Source organism: Phaeodactylibacter sp. (assembly GCF_022763345.1).
Classification (GTDB): domain Bacteria; phylum Bacteroidota; class Bacteroidia; order Chitinophagales; family Saprospiraceae; genus Phaeodactylibacter.
Genome location: NZ_JALEGS010000006.1, coordinates 26,820 through 47,073, shown reverse-complemented (window position 1 = coordinate 47,073; position 20,254 = coordinate 26,820). Strand labels below are relative to the sequence as shown.

Annotated in this window: 15 protein-coding genes; 10 read left to right on the top strand and 5 right to left on the bottom strand. The window is 51.9% G+C overall.

From position 1 onward, the window contains the following. Positions 1–228 precede the first annotated feature (228 nt). The gene (locus tag MRY86_RS01170; RefSeq protein WP_293567253.1) at positions 229–3,486 is read right to left on the bottom strand and encodes an amidohydrolase family protein; all 3,258 of its coding nucleotides are present in this window, start codon (positions 3,484–3,486) and stop codon (positions 229–231) included. Between the two features lie 90 nt (positions 3,487–3,576). Between MRY86_RS01170 and MRY86_RS01165 the strand changes: the two genes are divergently transcribed. Together MRY86_RS01165 and MRY86_RS01160 are read left to right on the top strand one after the other, a co-directional pair. Further along, positions 3,577–5,001, top strand: a complete 1,425-nt coding sequence (locus MRY86_RS01165; protein WP_293567252.1) for an aldehyde dehydrogenase family protein — start codon at positions 3,577–3,579, stop codon at positions 4,999–5,001. Positions 5,002–5,088: 87 nt separating this feature from the next. Further along, positions 5,089–8,319 carry a reprolysin-like metallopeptidase gene (locus tag MRY86_RS01160; protein ID WP_293567251.1) on the top strand — a complete coding sequence of 1,077 codons (3,231 nt, stop codon included), beginning with the start codon at positions 5,089–5,091 and terminating at the stop codon, positions 8,317–8,319. On the opposite strand, the gene MRY86_RS01155 is transcribed toward MRY86_RS01160, so the two are convergent. Beyond that, on the bottom strand, positions 8,316–8,648 hold the full coding sequence (locus MRY86_RS01155; protein WP_293567250.1) for a tetratricopeptide repeat protein: 333 nt from the start codon (positions 8,646–8,648) through the stop codon (positions 8,316–8,318). The two genes, MRY86_RS01160 and MRY86_RS01155, sit on opposite strands and share 4 nt — an antisense overlap. A 203-nt stretch (positions 8,649–8,851) precedes the next feature. Here MRY86_RS01155 and MRY86_RS01150 point away from each other — a divergent pair, with 203 nt between their 5' ends. The 8 genes from MRY86_RS01150 to MRY86_RS01115 all read left to right on the top strand — a co-directional run bounded on the left by MRY86_RS01150 (position 8,852) and on the right by MRY86_RS01115 (position 17,205). Next, positions 8,852–9,592, top strand: a complete 741-nt coding sequence (locus MRY86_RS01150; protein WP_293570952.1) for an electron transfer flavoprotein subunit beta/FixA family protein — start codon at positions 8,852–8,854, stop codon at positions 9,590–9,592. Positions 9,593–9,631: 39 nt separating this feature from the next. Further along, a complete protein-coding gene (locus MRY86_RS01145; protein WP_293569573.1) occupies positions 9,632–10,594 on the top strand; it encodes an electron transfer flavoprotein subunit alpha/FixB family protein in 963 nt (320 codons plus the stop codon). A gap of 86 nt (positions 10,595–10,680) precedes the next feature. Further along, positions 10,681–10,956, top strand: coding sequence for a 30S ribosomal protein S15 (rpsO, locus tag MRY86_RS01140; RefSeq protein ID WP_044229196.1), 276 nt, complete (start codon positions 10,681–10,683; stop codon positions 10,954–10,956). A gap of 456 nt (positions 10,957–11,412) precedes the next feature. Then, complete coding sequence (pnp, locus tag MRY86_RS01135) at positions 11,413–13,608, top strand: polyribonucleotide nucleotidyltransferase (RefSeq protein WP_293569572.1); 2,196 nt, start codon at positions 11,413–11,415, stop codon at positions 13,606–13,608. 338 nt (positions 13,609–13,946) lie between these two features. Continuing rightward, complete coding sequence (locus MRY86_RS01130) at positions 13,947–14,816, top strand: RNA polymerase sigma factor RpoD/SigA (RefSeq protein ID WP_293569571.1); 870 nt, start codon at positions 13,947–13,949, stop codon at positions 14,814–14,816. Positions 14,817–14,892: 76 nt separating this feature from the next. Further along, positions 14,893–15,978, top strand: coding sequence for an SH3 domain-containing protein (locus MRY86_RS01125; RefSeq protein WP_293569570.1), 1,086 nt, complete (start codon positions 14,893–14,895; stop codon positions 15,976–15,978). A gap of 26 nt (positions 15,979–16,004) precedes the next feature. Beyond that, complete coding sequence (locus tag MRY86_RS01120; RefSeq protein WP_293569569.1) at positions 16,005–16,673, top strand: hypothetical protein; 669 nt, start codon at positions 16,005–16,007, stop codon at positions 16,671–16,673. 109 nt (positions 16,674–16,782) lie between these two features. Then, positions 16,783–17,205 carry a hypothetical protein gene (locus MRY86_RS01115; RefSeq protein WP_293569568.1) on the top strand — a complete coding sequence of 141 codons (423 nt, stop codon included), beginning with the start codon at positions 16,783–16,785 and terminating at the stop codon, positions 17,203–17,205. Positions 17,206–17,268: 63 nt separating this feature from the next. Here the strand turns inward: MRY86_RS01115 and cmk are convergent, their stop codons facing one another. The 3 genes from cmk to MRY86_RS01100 all read right to left on the bottom strand — a co-directional run bounded on the left by cmk (position 17,269) and on the right by MRY86_RS01100 (position 20,105). Then, a complete protein-coding gene (gene cmk / locus MRY86_RS01110; RefSeq protein ID WP_293569575.1) occupies positions 17,269–17,931 on the bottom strand; it encodes a (d)CMP kinase in 663 nt (220 codons plus the stop codon). A gap of 182 nt (positions 17,932–18,113) precedes the next feature. Continuing rightward, on the bottom strand, positions 18,114–19,625 hold the full coding sequence (locus MRY86_RS01105; protein WP_293564099.1) for a hypothetical protein: 1,512 nt from the start codon (positions 19,623–19,625) through the stop codon (positions 18,114–18,116). 258 nt (positions 19,626–19,883) lie between these two features. Next, positions 19,884–20,105, bottom strand: coding sequence for a DUF2795 domain-containing protein (locus MRY86_RS01100; protein ID WP_044146732.1), 222 nt, complete (start codon positions 20,103–20,105; stop codon positions 19,884–19,886). Positions 20,106–20,254 lie beyond the last annotated feature (149 nt).

The window sequence follows — 20,254 nt, the reverse complement described above, 5'->3', positions numbered from 1 at the left end:
GTGGTCGAAAAGTTAAGCTGACAGGCGTTATGACCTCAGTAATTAACGGTTGTTAATCCCGGGGTCAGTAGGGGAGCAAGCTAGTCCCGGTACTGCCTTTGACTTATCCTTTCTCATCAGCCTGCTGTAAAAGGCTGAATCCGGGCAAATACCCGAGTCAATTCCCAAATGATGCCACGAGCCTTTGCCGGTTTTCCGGATTAGGGCTCGTAGCTTCTTTGTTTCACTTTACCGCTGACAAGCACATTGAGTGGGCATGAGCGAATTGATGTCCGTCATGGTAGGCCAGGCATTGCCGCTGCCTTCCAGCTCAAAGTAGAATGGTTTGCGCTTCCGTTCGTAATTGCCGGTCTCGTTCATAGTCGCCGCATCGTAAAGCCTGCCGTTTACCATAGTGTAGCGGACAGACTCAGAATTCCGGATGTTTTCCAGCGGATTTTCATCCAAGACAATCAGGTCGGCCAGTTTCCCGGCTTCCAGTGATCCAATCTGATGGTCCATCCCCAGGTATTTGGCACCGTTCATAGTGGCGCACCGCAGGGCCTGATGATTGCTCATGCCACCCTGTTCCAGCATCCAGAGTTCCCAGTGGGCACCGAGCCCCTGCAGTTGCCCATGGGCACCGAGGTTGATATTGACACCGTTGTCCTGCAGCTTTTTCAGGGATTTGGAAGTCAGGATATACCCGTTTTCGTACTCCTCATCGGGGATCATCGTCCGGTGGCGGGCCCGGGCATCTACCACTGCTCTGGGGGTGAAGGTGAGCAGGCGGTCCTTTTCCCAGACATTGGTCTTTTGGTACCAGTAGTATTCTCCGTTCACACCGCCATAGTTGACGATTAGGGTAGGGGTGTTGTGGGTCTCGGTTTGGGACCAAAACTGTACCACATCATCGTAAAGCGGTGCAACCGGGATATTGTGCTCCACACCGGTATGCCCATCGGCCACCATGCTCATGTTGTGATAGAAGAAGGAACCTCCCTCCGGCACCACCAGAATATCGAGTTCCCGGGCGGCTTGCATAACTTGTTGCCGCTGCTCCCGACGGGGCTGATTGTAGCTCTTGACGGAGAAGGCACCGAAGGCCTTGGTCCGGCGGATGGCTGATCGGGCATCATCCAGATTATTGATGACCGCCTTAAAGTCTCCATCTGCACCATATAATATGGTACCGGTAGAGAATAATCGCGGGCCAACCGTTTCTCCAGCTTTGATCATCTCGCTGTGGGAGAAAATCATCTCTGAGTTGGAGGAGGGGTCATGCGCTGTGGTGACGCCATACGCAAGATTGGCATAGTAATACCAGTTTTGCTGTGGGCTAAGCCCGTAGCGGAAATCACCGAGGTGCCCGTGCACGTCCACCAGCCCGGGCATAATAGTTTTGCCCTTGCAATCGATGACTGTGGCTGATTTTGGCACCCGTACCTTTGTGCCTACGGCTTTGATGAGATTCCCCTCCACGAGGACCGTCCCTTTTTCAATAACCTCATCGCCTTTCATGGTGATAATTCGGGCATTGGTAAAGGCCACGGTGCCTTCCGGCCGGTCGGCTTCCAGCTCCAGCCCGATGCGCAGCCCAACGGTATCCATAGGAGGCAGGCTGTCGAGGCTGCCTTCCAGAAAACTGAAGCGTTCGGTGAGGTCGTCGCTAAACAGCTCTTCACCCAGGGTCCAGTACAGGCGCTTGCTGTCCTTAGACCAGTGGATGTTGATGCCGGCATCGCGTGCGACCTGGGCTACGGGCACGGCTTTGGTCTTGGCGCTCAAGCCAACCGACTGCCCGGTATGCGGCATAGGGGCTACATACACTTTGTGCAGCTCTGACCAGGCCACCCATTGATTGTCGGGGCTGGGCACGAAGCGCTGTGCGTATTTGCCGTCGAAGTGTTTTTTGTCGTCGCTGCCATCGGGCTTGATGCTGTGGTACGCCTTGGTGATGCTGCCAAAAAGATAGCCGCCGGTCTGATAAAAGATTCGGCTGCCATCGGCACTGAAGACCGGGTATTCGCCCTGAGGGTTGACCAGCGTGGGCTCGCCTCCTTTGATGGGCAGGGTATAAATGCCGGGTTCTTTACAAAAAGCATACCCCTGATGCGAGTTCCCGCCATCTTTACGGTAGACAATGGTTTGGCCATCGGGGGAGAACTGTGGTGTGCGGTAAATGCCTTTTTCGGTGGTCAGCTGCGTCTGCTTTCCTGTTGCCAGGTCAAGCAATTGAATGCTGCCCATTTCCTGGTCGTTCCAGGTAACGTAGGCGAGTGTTTGGCCATCTGGTGAAAAGGCGGGCTCAAACTCAAAGTCTGAGTCGTCTGTCAGGCGCTCGGGGGTGCCATCAGGCAGTGCTTTCTTCCAGAGGTGGCCAACAGCGGAGAATACCAGCGACTGCTCATCCGGGGCAGTCACGGCATGCCGGATGACCTTGGCGGTAAATTGCTCATCGAAGGCGTTGTTCTGAAAGCGGACGGTTTCCTGGAAGCGGTGTTTAGCAGTGGCTTTGAAAGGGATTTCAGTGGCCTCGCCGGTAGCGACTTCCACCTTCCAGATTTTGCCCTGTCCCCAAATCACAATATGCTTGTCGTCTGGTGTCCAGTCATAGCCGGTATACACCCCAAAAATAGCCCAGGCCTCCTGCTGATCCTTGCTCAGTCCCTTGAAGAGGGGGAAGTTCTGCCCGGTAGCCAGGTCGTGGATAAACAGTACAGACTCGGTACGGATCCGGCGCACGAAGGCGAGCTTTTTGCCATCGTGGGAGACCTGTGGGCGGCAGGCTCCGCCCGGTCCCGAGATGAGGGTCTTTTCCTCTCCCTTTTCCCGGTCGTAGCGCTTGATGACATAAATCTGGCTGTTCGGGTCTTTGTTGTATTGGAAATAGCCGCCCGGGTACATGTCCTCGCTGTAGTAAACGTAGCGGCCATCGGGCGAAACGGCAGGCTCATTGACATCCTGCTGATCGTTCTTGCGCTCGGTCAGCTGAAAGCCGCTGCCGCCTGTTTTGTGGTACATCCACATCTCTCCGGCACCCAGTGAACGCGAAGAGGTGAAGTGCTTGCGGGCAACGAAATACTGCCCGTCGGGCATCCAAACCGGATTATTCAGCAGGCGGAAGTCTTCTTTTGTCAGCTGTTTGGCGGCACTGCCATCGGCATTCATTACCCAGATATTATCGCCCCCACCGGCATCAGAAGTGAACAGGATTTGGCTCCCGTCCGGGCTGAACCGGGGCTGTACTTCCCAGGCCAGGCCACCGCGCAGGAGTTGCGCCTCGCCACCTGAAATGGGCATGGTGTAAATGTCTCCCAGGAGATCGAAAGCGATGGTTTGTCCATCCGGGCTTACATCGAGGTTCATCCAGGTCCCTTCGGTAAAGGTGAGCTCCTTTTCGTGGTGCGCTCCGGAGGGGTTATTGACGTCCCATTCCTTCTCTTCCTCCTGTGCGATTAGGTTGCTGGTGACCAGGAGCAGCAACAATATTAGTCGTAAATTCATTATCTGGTTAGTTTGTATGCAGAAATTTTGAGCTTGCAAGTCTATGAAAAAATTACCTATTATTGTTGTTCTTGACCTAACCATCAGAAAATGACCACCCAAATCACTACCGCCCCCAACCGGCAGGAAATCAAGTCCTTATTTGAGAAGCAGCGAGCACATCAGTTTGTGGTGGCACGCACTAATGCCCGCGAGCGCATCCAAAAGCTCCAAGAGCTCAAGTCGGCAATTCTTGAGCGCAGGCAGGCCATCCGCGATGCCGTCTACGCCGATTTCAAGAAGCCTGCCGCCGAGGCTGACCTGACCGAGATCTACGCCATTACTACCGAAATCAAACATACAGCCCGACATCTAAAGAAATGGATGAGCCGGCACTCCGTGGGCACGCCCCTGCCATTTCTCGGCAGTTCCTCCTGGGTGCAGTACGAGCCCAAAGGCGTTTGCCTGATCATTGCGCCCTGGAATTTCCCGCTACAGCTGGCTATTGGTCCACTGGTTTCGGCTATTGCGGCCGGGAACACGGCTATTGTGAAGCCTTCCGAGCACACACCACATACTTCGGCTGTGGTGCGGGAAATCGTGGAAGCGGTTTTCGAGCCGGAGGAAGTCGCTGTAGTGGAGGGAGCCGTAGAGACCGCCACGGAGCTGTTGAAGCTGCCCTTCAATCATATTTTCTTCACCGGCGCCCCGGCGATTGGCAAAATCGTGATGCGGGCAGCGGCAGAACACCTGGCATCGGTCACCCTGGAGCTGGGCGGGAAGTCACCGACCATCGTTGACGAGACTGCCGACCTCAAAGCCGCCGTGCGCCGCATCGCCTGGGGCAAGTTCCTGAACAGCGGACAGATTTGCATTGCCCCGGATTACCTGTTTGTGCACGAAAGCCGGAAAGCCGAGTTCGTCCGTTTGATGGCCGCCCAGCTGAAAGCCTTGTATGGAGAAGATGCCGCTCAATCCGGTGCCTATAATCGCATGGTCAACGGGAAACACTTTGAGCGCGTGGCAGGCTACCTGAAGGACGCAGAGGAGCGGGGTGCAGTCATGGAAATCGGCGGTCGCCGAGACCCGGAAACAGACTTTATCGAGCCCACCCTGGTCAGCAGCGTGCCCGATGATGCCGATTTGATGCAGGAGGAAATCTTTGGCCCGGTGCTGCCCATTCGCACTTTCCGGGATTTATCTGAGCCACTGCAGGTCATCAACGAAAAGGAAAAGCCTCTGGCCCTCTACATTTACAGCAAGGACGAGCGAAACATTAAGCGTATTATTCAGGAAACACGTGCAGGGGGCACTTGTATCAACAACAACGATGTACATTTCATGCAGCCCAATTTGCCTTTCGGCGGCTCCAACAACAGTGGTATTGGCAAAAGCCATGGCTGGTACGGGTTTGAAGCCTTCTCCAATGCCCGTGCCATTTACCGGCAACACCTGCCCGGTGCACTGGAGGTGCTTATGCCGCCTTACACCGATTTTAAGCAGCGCCTGATCGACTTAACGCTGAAGTGGTTTTGATTCTGTAGCGCGACAGACATTCCGGTGATCTCTAAACCTTTTGACGGGGTCTATCCTTTACATTCGCAAAAAAACAACTGAATTAGTATGAAGAGGACGACCCTGTTGATGGTGCTGTGGCTGAGCGGGCTTACCGCCGGTCTGGCGCAGCAACGCAATTACTGGAAAGATACCGCAACACCTGCGATTGGCTGGGCACAGCGCCTGATTGAACCGGAGGCTGCCCGGATTGTCGACATCGATAAAGCCACCTTGGAGGAGCTGCTTGAAGCCGCCCCATTGGAAGGCAGCGTTACTGCTGCTCAGTCGGATTTTATTTTTACTCTGCCCACGCCAGATGGGGGCACGGAGCAGTTCCGGCTGGTCAACTCGCCCATCATGGCGCCCGGCCTGGCCCGGCAGTTCCCCGGTATGCAGACCTTCCTGGGCAAAAGCCTGGACGACGGGCATGCGCTCGCCCGCATTGATTATACCCAAAAGGGCTTTCACGCAATGGTGCTAAAGGGCAGCGCAACTTATTATGTAGACCCGCTTTACCATAACTACGAGCATAGCGCCCATCAGGTATATTTTCGCCGGGATTTTACACCAGGGGAGGCTTTTACCTGCGAGGTGGATCATGCGGAACCCCTTGCCGGCCATACTGGCGGGAGCAGCGCTTTCGTAGGAGAGGAACTGCGGACCTACCGTTTGGCAGTAGCTGCAACAGGAGAATACACTCAGTTTCACGGTGGTACGGTGGCCGATGCCATGGCGGCGATTGTCACCACCATGAACCGGGTCAATGGTGTATACGAAACAGACATTTCCTCCCGGATGATCCTGATTGACAGCAACCATCTCATTGTTTATACCAACAGTGGCAGTGACCCTTATTCAGGCGGCAGCGGTGCCCACCTGGGACAGAATCAGACCAATTTAGATACAGTAATCGGGAATGCGAACTATGACGTAGGCCATGTTTTCCATCGGGCCGGTGGGGGAGGAGTAGCCTCCCTGCGCTCCGTTTGTGATGATGAGGATAAGGCACGTGGCTTTACCTCACAATCGGTACCAGTAGGCGACCCCTTCGATATTGACTATGTAGCCCATGAGATGGGGCACCAATTTGGCGGCAACCATACCCAAAACAACAACTGCAACCGGGTGTCTTCAGCTGCCATGGAGCCCGGCAGTGCCTCTACCATCATGGGGTATGCAGGGATTTGCCCGCCGGATTTGCAAAACAACAGCGACCCCTACTTCCATGCTATCAGCCAGGAGGAGATGATTGAGCATACGATTTTCGGAGGGGGTAACACCTGCGCAACAATTATTCCCACCGGTAATACTCCGCCGGTAGTGGAAGCTGGAGAGAACGGACTGTTTCTGCCCGTTTCCACGCCCTTTGAGCTCACAGGTGCCGCAACAGACCTGGAGGGCGACTCCCTGACCTACTGCTGGGAGCAATTTGACCTGGGGCCCTCCGCTCCACCCAATAGCCCGGAGGGCAACTCGCCAATTTTCCGCTCCTTCGAGCCCACTACAGATTCCACGCGTGTGTTCCCACGCCTGCAGGACCTGGTGGCCAATACCACCACGATTGGGGAATACCTGCCGGACTACAACCGGGGGCTCCGTTTCCGGCTTACAGTGCGGGACAATCATGGCTTTGGTACCGGGATCAGTTTTGATGACCGTACTTTCAATGTGACGGAACAGGCGGGGCCGTTCCGGGTACTCACACACAACACACCCGAGACCTGGAGAGCAGGCAGCCTACAGGCCGTGGAATGGGACGTAGCCAATACCAATATGCCCCCCGTAGCCGCCACCGGTGTAGATATCTTTCTTTCTGCAGACGGTGGATTCACCTATCCCTATCAGCTGGCAGCAAGCGTGCCCAATGATGGTGCGGCACTTATTACCGTGCCAGATACGCTTTCCGGAACTGCTTTCCGGTATAAAATCAAAGCCGCGAATAACGTCTTTTTTGATATTAACAATGCGAATATTACAATTGAAGCGGTCACTGCGCCCGGGCTGGCCTTAGGCACGGAGAATGCCGAAGCTGAAGTCTGTGCTGGCGAAACCGCAGTCTACACGGTACAGGCGCAACCAATTTTAGGGCTGGCAACTGAGGTGGAATGGACGGTGGAAGGCCTGCCGGCATCGTTTTCCGTTGCGGTCATTGATCCGGTCACCCTGCCAGCTGAGGTGAGTGTGGAAGTCACGACAGGCACTGGCTTAACTACTGGCACTTATCCTTTTCAGTTGATTGGGATTAGCGGGTCAGCAACGGACACGCTGGAGTTGGAAATCGCCTACGCTGCTCAGGCTCCCGGTGACATAACGCTGTTGGTTCCGCAGGAGGGGAACAATAATACCCCGGTCACGCCTACCTTGTCCTGGGCATCGAATCCTGATGCCTATGTCTATGATATTGAGGTAGCTGCTGATGCTGGCTTTGCAGATATTCTGCTTACCGCTGAAAGTATTGAAGACACCTTCTTAACGGTGACCAACCCTTTACCGGACAGCACTACCTTATTCTGGCGCGTCAGGGGGCGGAACTCAGCCTGTGGAGCAGGTAGCTTTACCATTCAGTCTTTTGAAACGGAAGGGCTCCGTTGTGAAATCTTTGAAGCTACGGATGTCCCGATCGACCTGAGTGCTCCGGGGCCTTTTGTGACCTCGCTGATTGAGGTGGAAGCGGATGCGCCGGTCCGGGATGTCAATATTGTTGAGATAGCAGGAAATTACAGCCCGCTCGACCGTATTGACTTTCGCCTGCGCGGACCGAACGGTGATTTGCAGGATGTATTTGTCGATAATGACTGCTCAGGTGGCTTCCTGTTCAATTTCTCAATCGATGATGCAGCCAACAGTGAAGTGCCCTGCCCACCCATAGGCGGCCCTTATCGTCCGGCAGAGCCTTTGTCGGTGTATAATGGAGCCTCTTCTGCCGGGGCCTGGCGCCTGGTGATGTTCAAAACCGGGCAGAATGGCTCGCTGGCGCGGTGGTCTGTTGAGATTTGTTACGGGGTGCCCATCATGACGAATACAACAGAAGCAGAGACGGCCTCCGTGCTGAAGGTCTTCCCCAACCCGGCTCAGGAGATGGCCACCGTAGCCTTTCCTGCAGGGGGACAGGCAGAGGGGCAAGTTGAATTGTTCAGTGCTACCGGCCAATTGTTGAGAACGGTTCCGGTTCAATCGGGCGATCGGGAGATCAGCTTGTCTTTGGGGCAGTACCCAGCCGGTCTGTACACCGTGGGATGGCGGAGCAGAGACGGCGCTATGCTAAGCATCCAAAAACTGATTATCCAGCGTAACTAATCAAAGTCTTCCTCATCGCCCAGGGCGAGTTTGGCGCCTGCCAGTTCGCTCAGGGCATGTTGGTCACCGGCCCGCTTGGCGGCTTCCATACCTGTTTTATAGGTCTGAAAGGCGTCGGCGGGCCGGTCTAGTTTTTCGTAGAGCTTGCCCAGGTGGTAGTACGTGCCCACGTAATCGGGGGCGCTTTGGACGAGGGCCTCGTAAGCCATTCTTGCTTCCGGCCACTGCGCATACTTCTCGTATTCTTTGGCAATAGCAAACTGAATAAACGAGCTGCCGGGGTCTTCCTCGAGTAGCGACTGAAGTTGCCTGAGTCTGGTATTATCCATGTCTTTATGTTTAATGAGTTGATTGTTATTGGTTTATAACCTTGTTTCAGCGAAATGTCAAACCCTAGCGAAAATTCGCTAAGTTGCTTTCGGGAGTTGATAAAAGTAAGTATATTTGCGTGAATCAGAAATTTTAGCGAATCAAGCGGCTTTTAGGCTAAAAAGCCTAACCCTAGCCAAAGAAACCACAAAAATACCCATTCATGAAATTATTGGTTTGTGTCAGTAAGACTCCGGAAACCACAGCCAAGATTGCTTTTACGGAGGGCAACACTCAATTTGATACTTCTGGCGTACAGTTCATCATGAACCCCTATGATGAGTGGTATGCGTTGGTTCGTGCACTCGAACTGAAGGAAGCCAACGGCGGTAGCGTTACGCTCATTAATGTTGGCCCGGCTGCGAACGATACGGTAATCCGTAAAGGCCTGGCAATTGGGGCTGACGAGGCGGTACGGGTGGATGCAGAGCCGTCCAGTGCGCTTTTCGTGGCCAAACAGATCGCGGCTTACGCTAAAAAGGAAGCCTTCGATGTGGTCTTCCTGGGCAAGGAGACAATTGACTATAATGGTTCTGAAGTTGGTGCAATGGTGGCAGAATTGCTCGATGTGCCTTTCATTTCCTATGCTTCTCATATGGAGATGGACGGTGATACGGCAACGGTCACACGTGATATTGAGGGCGGCAACGAAGTCGTAGAGGTCAAAGCGCCCTTCGTCGTTTCCGCAGCAAAAGGTTTGGCTGAGCAGCGCATCCCTAATATGCGGGGTATTATGATGGCAAAGCGCAAGCCTCTGAAAGTCGAACCGGCGGTAGATGCCGAAGACCTTTCCGTAGCCGTGCACTACGAGCTGCCACCGGAAAAAGGCGACGTCAAGCTGGTCGACCCGGAGAACATGGACGAACTGGTCCGCCTCCTGCACGAAGAAGCCAAAGCGATTTAAACGCTCCATTTCAGAACCCTCTCAAAGTCAATATATATTATGGTTTTAGTATTAGCAGAAACCCAAAAAGGAAAATTCAAAAAAGCCGCTTACGAGCTGACCTACTATGGCTACCAAACGGCTCAGGCACTAGGCACGGAATGTGCAGCCCTGGTGCTGGGCACAGCGGAAGGTGCAGAAGAGTTAGGTAAGTACGGAGCCTCAAAAGTATATCATGTGGGTGATACCGCTCTGGATACCTTTGACAGTCAGGTTTACACCAAAGTAATCGCTGCCGCTGCGGAAAAGGCAGGTGCGAATGTGGTCATCGTGGGGCATACTTCTACCGGTAAGTCGTTGCTCGGGCGCCTGGCTGTGCGTATGGACGCCGGTTCTGTGCCCGCAGTCAATGCGGTCCCCACTGTAGAAGGCGGCACCTTCAAGGTACGCAAACCGGTATTCTCTGGCAAGGCTTTTGCGGATTACGAAGTGAAGTCAGAGAACAAAGTCCTTTCCCTCATGGGCAACTCCCTACAGCCTCAGGAAGTAGGGGAAACGGCGAGTGTGGAAGCTCTGGACGTTGAAGTGCCGGCTGCTCAGGTCACGGTGAAGGAAGTAAAGCGTATGGAAGGCCGTACGCCACTGCCCGAGGCAGAGTTGGTGGTATCTGCCGGCCGCGGTATGAAGGGGCCGGAAAACTGGGGGATTATTGAAGAACTGGCAGAAACGATGGGCGCAACAACGGCTTGTTCCCGTCCGGTAGCGGATGCAGACTGGCGCCCTCACCACGAGCATGTGGGGCAAACTGGCGTTGCGATCCGGCCTAATCTCTACTTCGCTATCGGCATTTCCGGCGCGATTCAGCACCTGGCAGGGGTAAACAGCTCCAAGACCATTGTAGTGATCAACAAAGACCCGGAAGCGCCATTTTTTAAGGCTGCCGACTACGGAGTGGTCGGGGATCTGTTCGACGTGGTGCCCCGGCTAAACGAAGCCATGAAGAAGTTCAAAGCAGAGAATTAAGTCATTGCCTTGCAAATTCCGGCAATTCGCGTATCTTTGCGCCGCTGTAACTGATTTATACAATCACTAACGGTTAAAAAATTATCATGGCAGAATACTTAACGAAAGAAAAGAAAGCCGAAATCTTCAATGAATTCGGCGGTTCTGAGAAAAACACCGGCTCCACAGAAGCACAGGTGGCATTGTTCACTTACCGGATCAAGGAGCTTTCCAAGCACCTGAATGACAACCCAAAAGACCACTCTTCCCGCCGTGCGCTACTGACGCTGGTAGGTAAGCGTAAGCGTCTGCTGGGCTATCTGGCGAAGAAAAACCTGGATGGATACCGGGCACTCATCGAGAAGCTGAATATCCGTAAATAATCCGGCTTTTAGTCGGTGTATATGGCAGGGGCGTTCCTTACAAAGGGGCGCCCCTGTCTTAGTTCTGCATCTTTCTGTCCAATAATTTGTATGACTGCGCAGAAAATCGTAACAAAATTACGTATATTCGCCTCCGATAAAAGAAGCTAAGACAAACTAACGGGAGCAAGACCACTAGTGCGACGAGTCCGGTTTAACCGGTGACTGTTCCGGAATCCAAGGGTAAGAAAGTTACCTGTCCGGGAGCATTCAAGCACTTTTGAATCAATCCACTAGCAAAAAACCCGGCTAACGAAGGAAAATGAAGGTCACGATACCATCTCACAACCCTTATTCCTCCCTCAATTGCTGAAGACGGTTTCTCACGGGGTGTTTTTACCTCAGACCGGTCCCCTTGCATTTCGTTGTGATGCTTACGCAAAATGATTATTAGAAGTTAAACCAATCAAATTAAAGATGGGATTACAAACTCCTATTACCACGTCCTTTGACCTACCTGATGGACGGACCGTAACTATTGAAACCGGTAAGTTGGCGACTCAGGCTGATGGTTCGGTTGTGATCCGTGTCGGAGACACGATGCTCTTTTGTTCCGTGGTTTCTGCCAAAGAAGCCCGGGAAGGACAGCCTTTCTTCCCCCTCTCCGTCGATTATCAGGAAAAGTACGCCTCAGCAGGCCGTATCCCCGGCAACTTCTTCCGCCGGGAAGCTAAGTTATCTGATTACGAAGTACTGATTTCGCGCTTGGTAGACCGGGCAATCCGCCCGCTCTTCCCGGATGGCTATATGAACGATACACAGGTCATTATCAATCTCATTTCCGGTGAACAGGAAGTGCTGCCTGATGCATTTGCGGCCCTGGCTGCTTCTTCAGCCCTGGCGGTATCCGATATCCCTTTCGCGGGTCCGATCTCTGAGGTGCGTGTGGCGCGTATCAACGGCCGTTATATTGTTAACCCTTTCCGCTCTGATCTTGAAAATGCAGACCTGGATATCATCGTTGCCGCTACAATGGACAATGTAATGATGGTGGAAGGTGAAGCCAATGAGGTGCCTGAAAGCGCCCTGATCGAAGCTATTAAGATTGGGCATGAAGCGATTAAGGTGCAGTGTCAGGCGCAGTTGGACCTGGCGGAGAAGGTCGGCGAAAAAGCAACAGTGAAGCGCGAATTTGTTCCACCGGTAGTGGAGGACGAGGTTAAAGAGATTGTGGAAAGCAACACTCGTGATAAAATTCATGAAGTAGCTGCCGGCGCGCTGGATAAAGTGGCGCGTAAGGAGGGCTTCAAAGCCATCATCGAGGAGCTGATGGAAAAGCTGAAGGAAGAGAAGAGCGAGGAGTTCATGGAGGAGTACGGCGATGAGATAAAGGGCTACTACGACAAATTCAAGAAAGAAGTCATCCGCGAGATGGTGCTGACAGACAGCCGTCGCCTCGATGGCCGTAAGTTTGATGAAATCCGTGACATTTGGTGCGAGGTAGACTACCTGCCTTCCGCTCATGGTTCAGCTGTATTCACCCGCGGCGAAACCCAGTCCCTGACCTCCCTGACCCTGGGTACCAAGCAGGACGAGCTGATGGTGGATACTGCAATGGACCACAGCTTTTCCAATTTCATCCTCCACTACAACTTCCCGGCATTTTCCGTAGGGGAAATCAAGCCAATGCGTGGCCCTGGCCGCCGTGAGGTGGGGCACGCCAACCTGGCCGCCCGCTCCCTGAAAAAAGTGATGCCGGAAGAAATGCCCTATACCATCCGTATTGTTTCCGATATCCTGGAGTCCAATGGCTCCTCTTCCATGGCAACGGTTTGTGCAGGCGCGCTGGCCCTGATGGACGGCGGTATCCAAATCAAGGCACCGGTTTCCGGTATCGCAATGGGTATGATTTCTGATGGCAAAAGAACGGCTATCTTGTCTGACATCCTGGGCGACGAGGATGCACTGGGCGATATGGACTTCAAAGTGACGGGTACCGAAAATGGTATCACGGCTTGCCAGATGGACATTAAAATTGACGGCTTGCCATACGAAGAGCTGGAGAAAGCACTGAATCAGGCGCGTGAAGGACGGCTTCACATCCTCAATGAGATGAAAAAAGCCCTCGAAGCACCACGCGAAGACCTCAAGCCGCATGCACCACGCATCGTTGAGATCATTATTGATAAGAGCTTTATTGGCGCCGTAATTGGCCCGGGTGGTAAAGTGATACAGGAGATTCAGGCAGAGACCGGCACCAACATCAACATTGAAGAGGTTGGGGATGAAGGTGTGGTCAGCATTGCCAGTGAAAACAAAGAGTCAATTGACGCTGCCCTGGCGCGCATCCGCCGCATCACGTTCACGCCATCTGTGGGCGACACCTACGATGCTGTTGTGAAAACCGTTATGCCTTACGGGGTCTTTGTAGACTTTATGGGCAAGAGCGGTCTGCTGCACGTTTCGGAGATTGACCACGCCCGCGTTGAGCGTGTGGAGGACTTCTTCCAGGAAGGTGATGAGGTACGGGTGAAGCTTATTGGCGTAGATAAAAAGACCGGTAAGCTGCGTTTATCCCGCAAAGCACTCCTGCCAAGGCCGGAAGGTGGCGGAGACCGTGATAACGGACGCGACGATAACCGTGGAGGTGGCAACCGCCGCAACCGCGACTAATACGATATTAGTGAATTAACAGATTAGCCGGGCTTCTGCAATATTGTGGAGCCCGGCTTTTTTGTTGGGGCAGTGACAAAATGGAAAAGAGAAAAAGACCTTAAAACAGGGGCTCAACGGCTTCAAAAGCTGAGAAAATCTGAGAAAACTACCATATAGTGTGCGGCAACGAACCTCAACTACGGAACTATTTTGAAATAATAGTTGTATTTTAAATGGAAAAGGTGCATTTAATGCCTTTTTTCTAAAAAGTCAAGTTTCCATAAAAGGGGCAACTTTTCTGCCTGTTTAGCGTAAATTTACAGTGTGGAATAGCTAACCCTAAAATTACCTTGCTTATGCGTCAGTTGAAAATTACAAATAAAATCACGGCCAGGGAGAGCCTTGCCCTCGACAAGTATTTGAATGACATTGGTAAAATTCCAATGCTTGCTCCGGAGGAAGAAGCCGAACTAGCCCGGCGCATCCGACAGGGCGATCAGGAAGCACTCGATAAGCTAACCCGCTCCAATCTCCGTTTTGTCGTATCCGTAGCCAAACAGTATCAGAATCAGGGGCTGTCCCTTAGTGATTTGATCAATGAAGGGAATGTCGGCCTAATGAAAGCGGCCCGCCGTTTTGATGAAACTAAAGGCTTTAAGTTCATCTCTTATGCGGTCTGGTGGATTCGGCAGTCTATCCTGCAAGCCATCGTGGAGTACTCACGGATTGTTAGGCTGCCGCTCAATAAGGTCGGCTCCTATAATAAAGTCAACGAGGCATTCCTGGCTTTTGTGCAGGAGTTCGAACGAGAGCCTACGCATGAAGAACTGGCTGATTTGCTGGGCATGACACCTAAGGAAATTTCCAATATGCTGAAAGGCAACGGCCGGCATGTTTCCGTAGATGCCCCAATGAGTGGAGAAGATGGCGACAGCACTATGCTGGATGTTATTTCTATTGACGAAGAAGGTGCAAGCCCCGATGGCTCTTTAATGGATCAGTCGCTTAAAGACGAAGTGCAGCAGGGCTTGTCTATACTTTCGCCCCGCGAGGTGGAGGTGCTGTCCTCTTACTATGGGCTCAACGGCCAAAAGTCGCTGACCCTGGAGGAAATCGGTGACCTTTATGGCCTGACCCGGGAGCGGGTGCGGCAAATCAAGGAGCGGGCCATCCGCCGCCTGCGTAAATCTTATAACCGAAATGCGCTGAAGTCTTATCTGGGGTAGTGCATTTGCGTGATATAAAAAGTTAGCGCCCATTTCAGGCAAGAGTCTGGAGTGGGCGTTTTTTCAATTGGGATTTATGAAAAATGGGCTTTTTTTATTAGCTGCTCTTTGCAGTCTGCTGATCCTGAGTTGTGGTGAAGCTACGGTTTCGGAAGCACCTGACGAAGAAGACGGAGCCGCAGCTGTCGAAAATTCCCGGAAAAGTGGCCCTGCGTATCCGGTTGTTGAATTGGGGGTGCCGCTTTTTCAAGTCCGCGAAGCTCCGGATGTCGGGAGCCGGGGGCTGAGCGATATTCAAAAAGGTGAGCTGCTTGAATTGCTGGGGCCGGTTAGCGAACAGACCACCCGGCTTACAATTGGAGAAAAGACTTTTTATCAGCCCTGGCTTTTGGTGCGTACGGAAGCAGGAACCGAAGGGTGGGTACATGCAGCTGTTGTCACCGGAGAGGTTCCGGAAGGGCTACGGCTGAAAGCGTTGCTCGGAAAGGAGCTTGCTCAGGAAGCCGTAAGGTATGCTGAGGCATTCCATGAGATGGAAGGGGGGGCTTCAGTGGTGCAAACCATACGGCAGGCGCATCAATTGTGTGAGCAACTCACCTTAATGATGCAGCTGCAGCCGCCCGGAATGGCATCGGAAGTTGCCCGTCTCCTCCCTGCACTTTCGGTATCCTGGGTTGCATCAGCCGGTAGCTGGCAGTTTTATGTCGATTACAAAGCCTTTGAGGCTGCGGCTCACCATTCTGAAAACCCTGCTGATGATGCGCTGCTGGAGCTTTACTACGCCGCATTCCCGGTAGACAGCATCGGCTATTTGTACCCGGCCTGGAAGTTGGAAGTAGACAACAGAAGCGTATTCAGCCTGCTTGGCAAAGGCGTGCACACTTCTTTTTTGAGCCGATTAGACCAAACCCAACAGCACCGGGACTTAGCTGGGCCGGAAATCGACCAACTCAAAGCACTCATTATCAACGATATGACCGGGCCAACTGTTCTATACTGGGAGGCAAAGGAAAAAGTGCAGCAGGAGTTGAAATCCATACTTGATACTACATTTACTGTGTTAACGCCTGCAGATACCTTAGCTTTGCATCAAAGCCTGCAAGCGCTGCGTGATACTGCGGCTGTACAAGAACGCCGTTTCAATTTCAGGGCAGGGCATTAATTTAGACGCTTACCAACCACAATCAAATGGGTTTATTTGCATTAATCACACTATTGGTTGCATTGACCGGAGCGGTCCTGCTGGCGCGGGGGCTCAAAAACTTCATGCCGGGCGACAAACGTTTGTTTCAGGACATGCAACAATTAAAAGAAGACATGCAGGGGTGGAAGCCCGAGCTGGTCCCGGTTTCTTCTGAGGAACTCGATGCGTTTTCCTTTAATCAGGTGCAACGTTCTGTACGTAAGCGATTTGGGAAAACGGCAAAAGGCGTGTTCACGACCATTTACCATGAGCCGGTATTGGCTTATACTTACAAGGAGTACTCCGGGCCGGGGCAGAAGGCGATTCTTTATGCAGAAACTGGCGAAAAATCCTATTCTTACATCAAAGACAAAAAAGGGGTGCGCATTGCTGCCGGGCAGCGACAGCTCGGGACACTGAAAGAAGACGGTACCCTCTACAGCCCTAAAGGCAGTAAGCCGGTAGCCAAGCTTGGGCAGCCTGCGAACCGCCTGTTGCCTGTGCGTACCGCTGACCGGGAGTTGGGCAGCCTGGTAGACCCTCCGGAGGCAACAGATGATGCCCTTGGGCAACGCGCCTTCCAATTTGTGCCGAATGATCTGGGCGAAGAAGAAAAAGATGTATTTCTCGCTTTGGCTACCTTGGAATTGGTGCATCGTACGTTGAAATCGTAAAAAAACCGGAAAATCATTTCTGGTTTCCCATCCATTCGTCTAGCTTTGATGAACCATTTATATGCACACCTGTTTGGGAACTGAATCCTACAGGTCAACTTAATGTACTATGAAGTTACGGAAGAAAGCTAACCTTATCATATACCGGTTCCGGGAGCAGGGGCTCGAGATTTTTTTGGTCAATGCGGATGAAAAAGGCACCAAATGGGATCTCCCACAGGGTGCAATGGACGACGATAAGTCCCGCACTTTCATCGAAGAGGACCGGCTCATCGAGCTAGACCCGGTGGCGCAGGACAGTGGTGATTTGGAAAATGCCGTAGCGGTAGAGGGCGATTGGCATGAAATTCCATCCCTGAAGTCGATGCTCTCAGAGGATGCGCAGTACCTCAAGGATAAGATAAAGAGCATGGAAAAAGGCACTTACTTTGCCCTTAAAGAGGCTGTGAAAAAAGTAATGCCTCATCAATATGAATTTCTGAAAGAACTAAAAGATATTCTGGTAGACCGTAACTCTGTGAAGGACCTCTAAAAAAAGTCCCTACCAGAAAAAAGCGTGGGTCCGCCCCTTTGGGGCAGCCCACGCTTTTCTGTTTTAGGCACCGGCCTGACGGGCCAGAAAAATTGCCCGCTCCAGTTGCTCCTCCCGGTTCAGCAAAGTATTGTCAATAATCACAGCATCTGCTGCCTGCCGCAACGGGCTGTCTTCACGGGTGGAATCAATATGATCTCGGTGCGTCAGGTTTGCCTTGACGGCTTCTAGGGTAGCTTCCTGCCCCTTTTGAGCAAGTTCATCGTACCTTCTGCGCGCCCTGATTTCCGGGTCTGCGGTGAGAAAAATTTTAAGCTCCGCCTTTGGGAAGACCACTGTTCCGATATCCCTACCGTCCATAACGATGCCCCGTTCTTCTCCCATTTGCTGCTGCTGACTGACCATAGCCCGGCGAACTTCCGGAACAGCTGCCACCTCGCTAACGTAATTGGAAACGGACATCTGCCGGATTTCCCTTTCTACATCCCTGCCATTGAGCAGGGTATGGTTGTTTTCTGCAAAGCGGATATTGATGTCCTGCAAGGCTGCCTGCACCCGATCGTGATCTTCTACTTTGATGCCGTGCTCCAGTAAAAACAGAGTGACAGCCCGGTACATCGCCCCTGAGTCGATATAGGTATAGCCGAGGTGGCTGGCGAGGGATTTGGCAAGTGTGCTTTTTCCGCAGGAAGAGTAGCCATCAATGGCTATAATGATTTTTTTCACGTAGGCTTGGTTTTTCCGGACGGTAAAGATAACGAACTGCTGCCGACTTTTTCAAAACCACCTCTGGTACGGACTTCCTGCCGCTGATTTTAGAAACGGCATTGCCCCTGAAAACCCTGTAGATAACTGGATTGAAATTGGTGAGGCTTCCTGAGTAGAATCATTTGTCTAAAGCTACGCTGCTACCGGACATACTGCTGAATGCGCTCCCAAAGCATTTCGTAGGGTATAATTTCCAACTCCGCATTGACCCCTCTGTAGAAAAAGGGGACACTTTTCAGCTGGTTCAGGTACCGTTCCGTCCCGGTGGTCTCACTTGGTTGGAAGTCAGATTTGGCGTATTGCTGCAGCAGCCGGATGAACTGTACCGGCCGGTGGTACTCTTCCCGCCGCAGTTGCCGGTTGGCATACTTTTTCAGCCGGTCGATCCGCTCCATTACTTCATTGAATTTGCGTTCCTCTAAGAGGAAAAGTATCTGGAGAATGAGCACGTGGACCGTAAAGATCCGCTGCTCCTTGTTGTAAAGCGCGGATTTTCCGATAAATTTAGAGGGGCGAAATTGTTTGTTTTGCTGTTTTTGGAGAACCGGGTTCTCTTTCCCCTCCACCAGAATCAGGTATTCAATATAACCTTCGTATATGTCCCATTTTTCAACCGTCTCGTTGTCCTGTTTGCGGAGCTTGGAGTTGTTGTACACCAATTTGAAAATAGCTACGCTCTGTAGGGAGTTATTGACATGCATGGTCAATAGAAAGTAGTAGTCCATGAAGTTGAACCAGTCTTCACTTCCGGCTTTGAGCTCCTTTAGGCATTGTTCGGCAGTTGCCCGTCCATCCCGATAGTTGCGTAGGTGGAGGTAAGCCGACATCTTCTTTGTCTGAAAGGTTACGGTTTTTTTATGCTGTTTATAGACCGCATTTTTCTGGACAAACTGCTCTCCCTGCTCACAGACCTCAAGCATGGACTCAAAATCCTGTTGCATCTCGTAGGCAAAGATCCAAACCAGGTACATATTGTAGAAGATGACGGGCGAGTCGTACTGCTCGGATAAGCTCACGAGGGCTTCGCAATAATCCTCAATGTTTTCGGTAAGCTCCTGAGTTTTTGACAAGGGCTTGTAGTAGTTCATGACGACTCGCTGCAGGAGTTCTTCGGAGCGGATTTCGGCACTCAGGATATCATTATACTCCTTGATGTAGTTGTCGTATTCCTCATATTCCCGCTCATTGCCGTTCTGAGCTGCATAGTCCCTCAAAATGCGGGAACTGTTAATAATGAGGTCGGCAAATTTGAATTTCAGGGAAGTGGTCAGGATTTGCCGGGCGAGCTGTGCTGCTGAGTTAGGAGCATTGTACCAAATCAGCGTTTTGACAAGGGTCCAATCCTTATGGCAGGAGTAGTAGGCCCGGTCATAGTTGGCCGCCTTAGGCATATTGATGTCCAGGAAGAACAACGTATTGAGCAGGCGCTTTCTGAAGCGGGACTTAAGCTGCCGGTACTTCGGGTCGGTGGGGCTGCATTTATAGAGGTTGCTGGCGGCTTCCCGGTCGTTTTTGAACTTATTGTCGCGCAACGCTTCATAGAATTGGTTGAACTTGCTCTTGTTGTTGCGCAGGGAATGGTCATCAAAAATCTCGATCTTTCGTACTTTTCGCTTCGTAACGACACGAGCTATTTCGAGTAAGTTTTTCATCTACTAGATTGGTTAAGGCCATTAGTGGTGAGGCCAGTGTGCATAATTTGTGACATTCAAAATAGGGCATTTTTTTGACGAATGCCAATTATTACAGGTTCAAATTGCACTATTCGGGAGGGGGTAAACAGGTCTGCTACGCGTTGGGGGACTAAAATAAAAAAGGTTTTGAGTATTGGCAAGCTACTCAAAACCTTTTATTAAAATCGTGACTAACTTTTTTGAGCAATGAGTGCTCAGAAAAGCAAAGCATTCAGCTTAATATTCGTCTTCATTGAAGAGAAAGTCATCCTTACGGGGATAGTCCGGCCAGATTTCTTCCATTCCTTCGTACACTTCACCTTCGTCCTCCATTTGCTGAAGGTTTTCGATCACTTCCAAAGGCGCTCCGGAGCGAATCGCGTAGTCGATCAGCTCATCGCGAGTAGCTGGCCATGGTGCGTCTTCCAGATGGTGAGCAAGTTCAAGTGTCCAATACATAGGTTGGCAAAGTTTGTTGTTAGCCGGCTGTTTTTTTAGGCTCCTGATTAACCTTGGGGCCAGTAAAAATCAAAAAAACAAACCGATAGGAATTTTATAAAAGGTAAAAAGCCGCAACTAAGCAAATTGTAAGCGAAAAATTTAGGTTC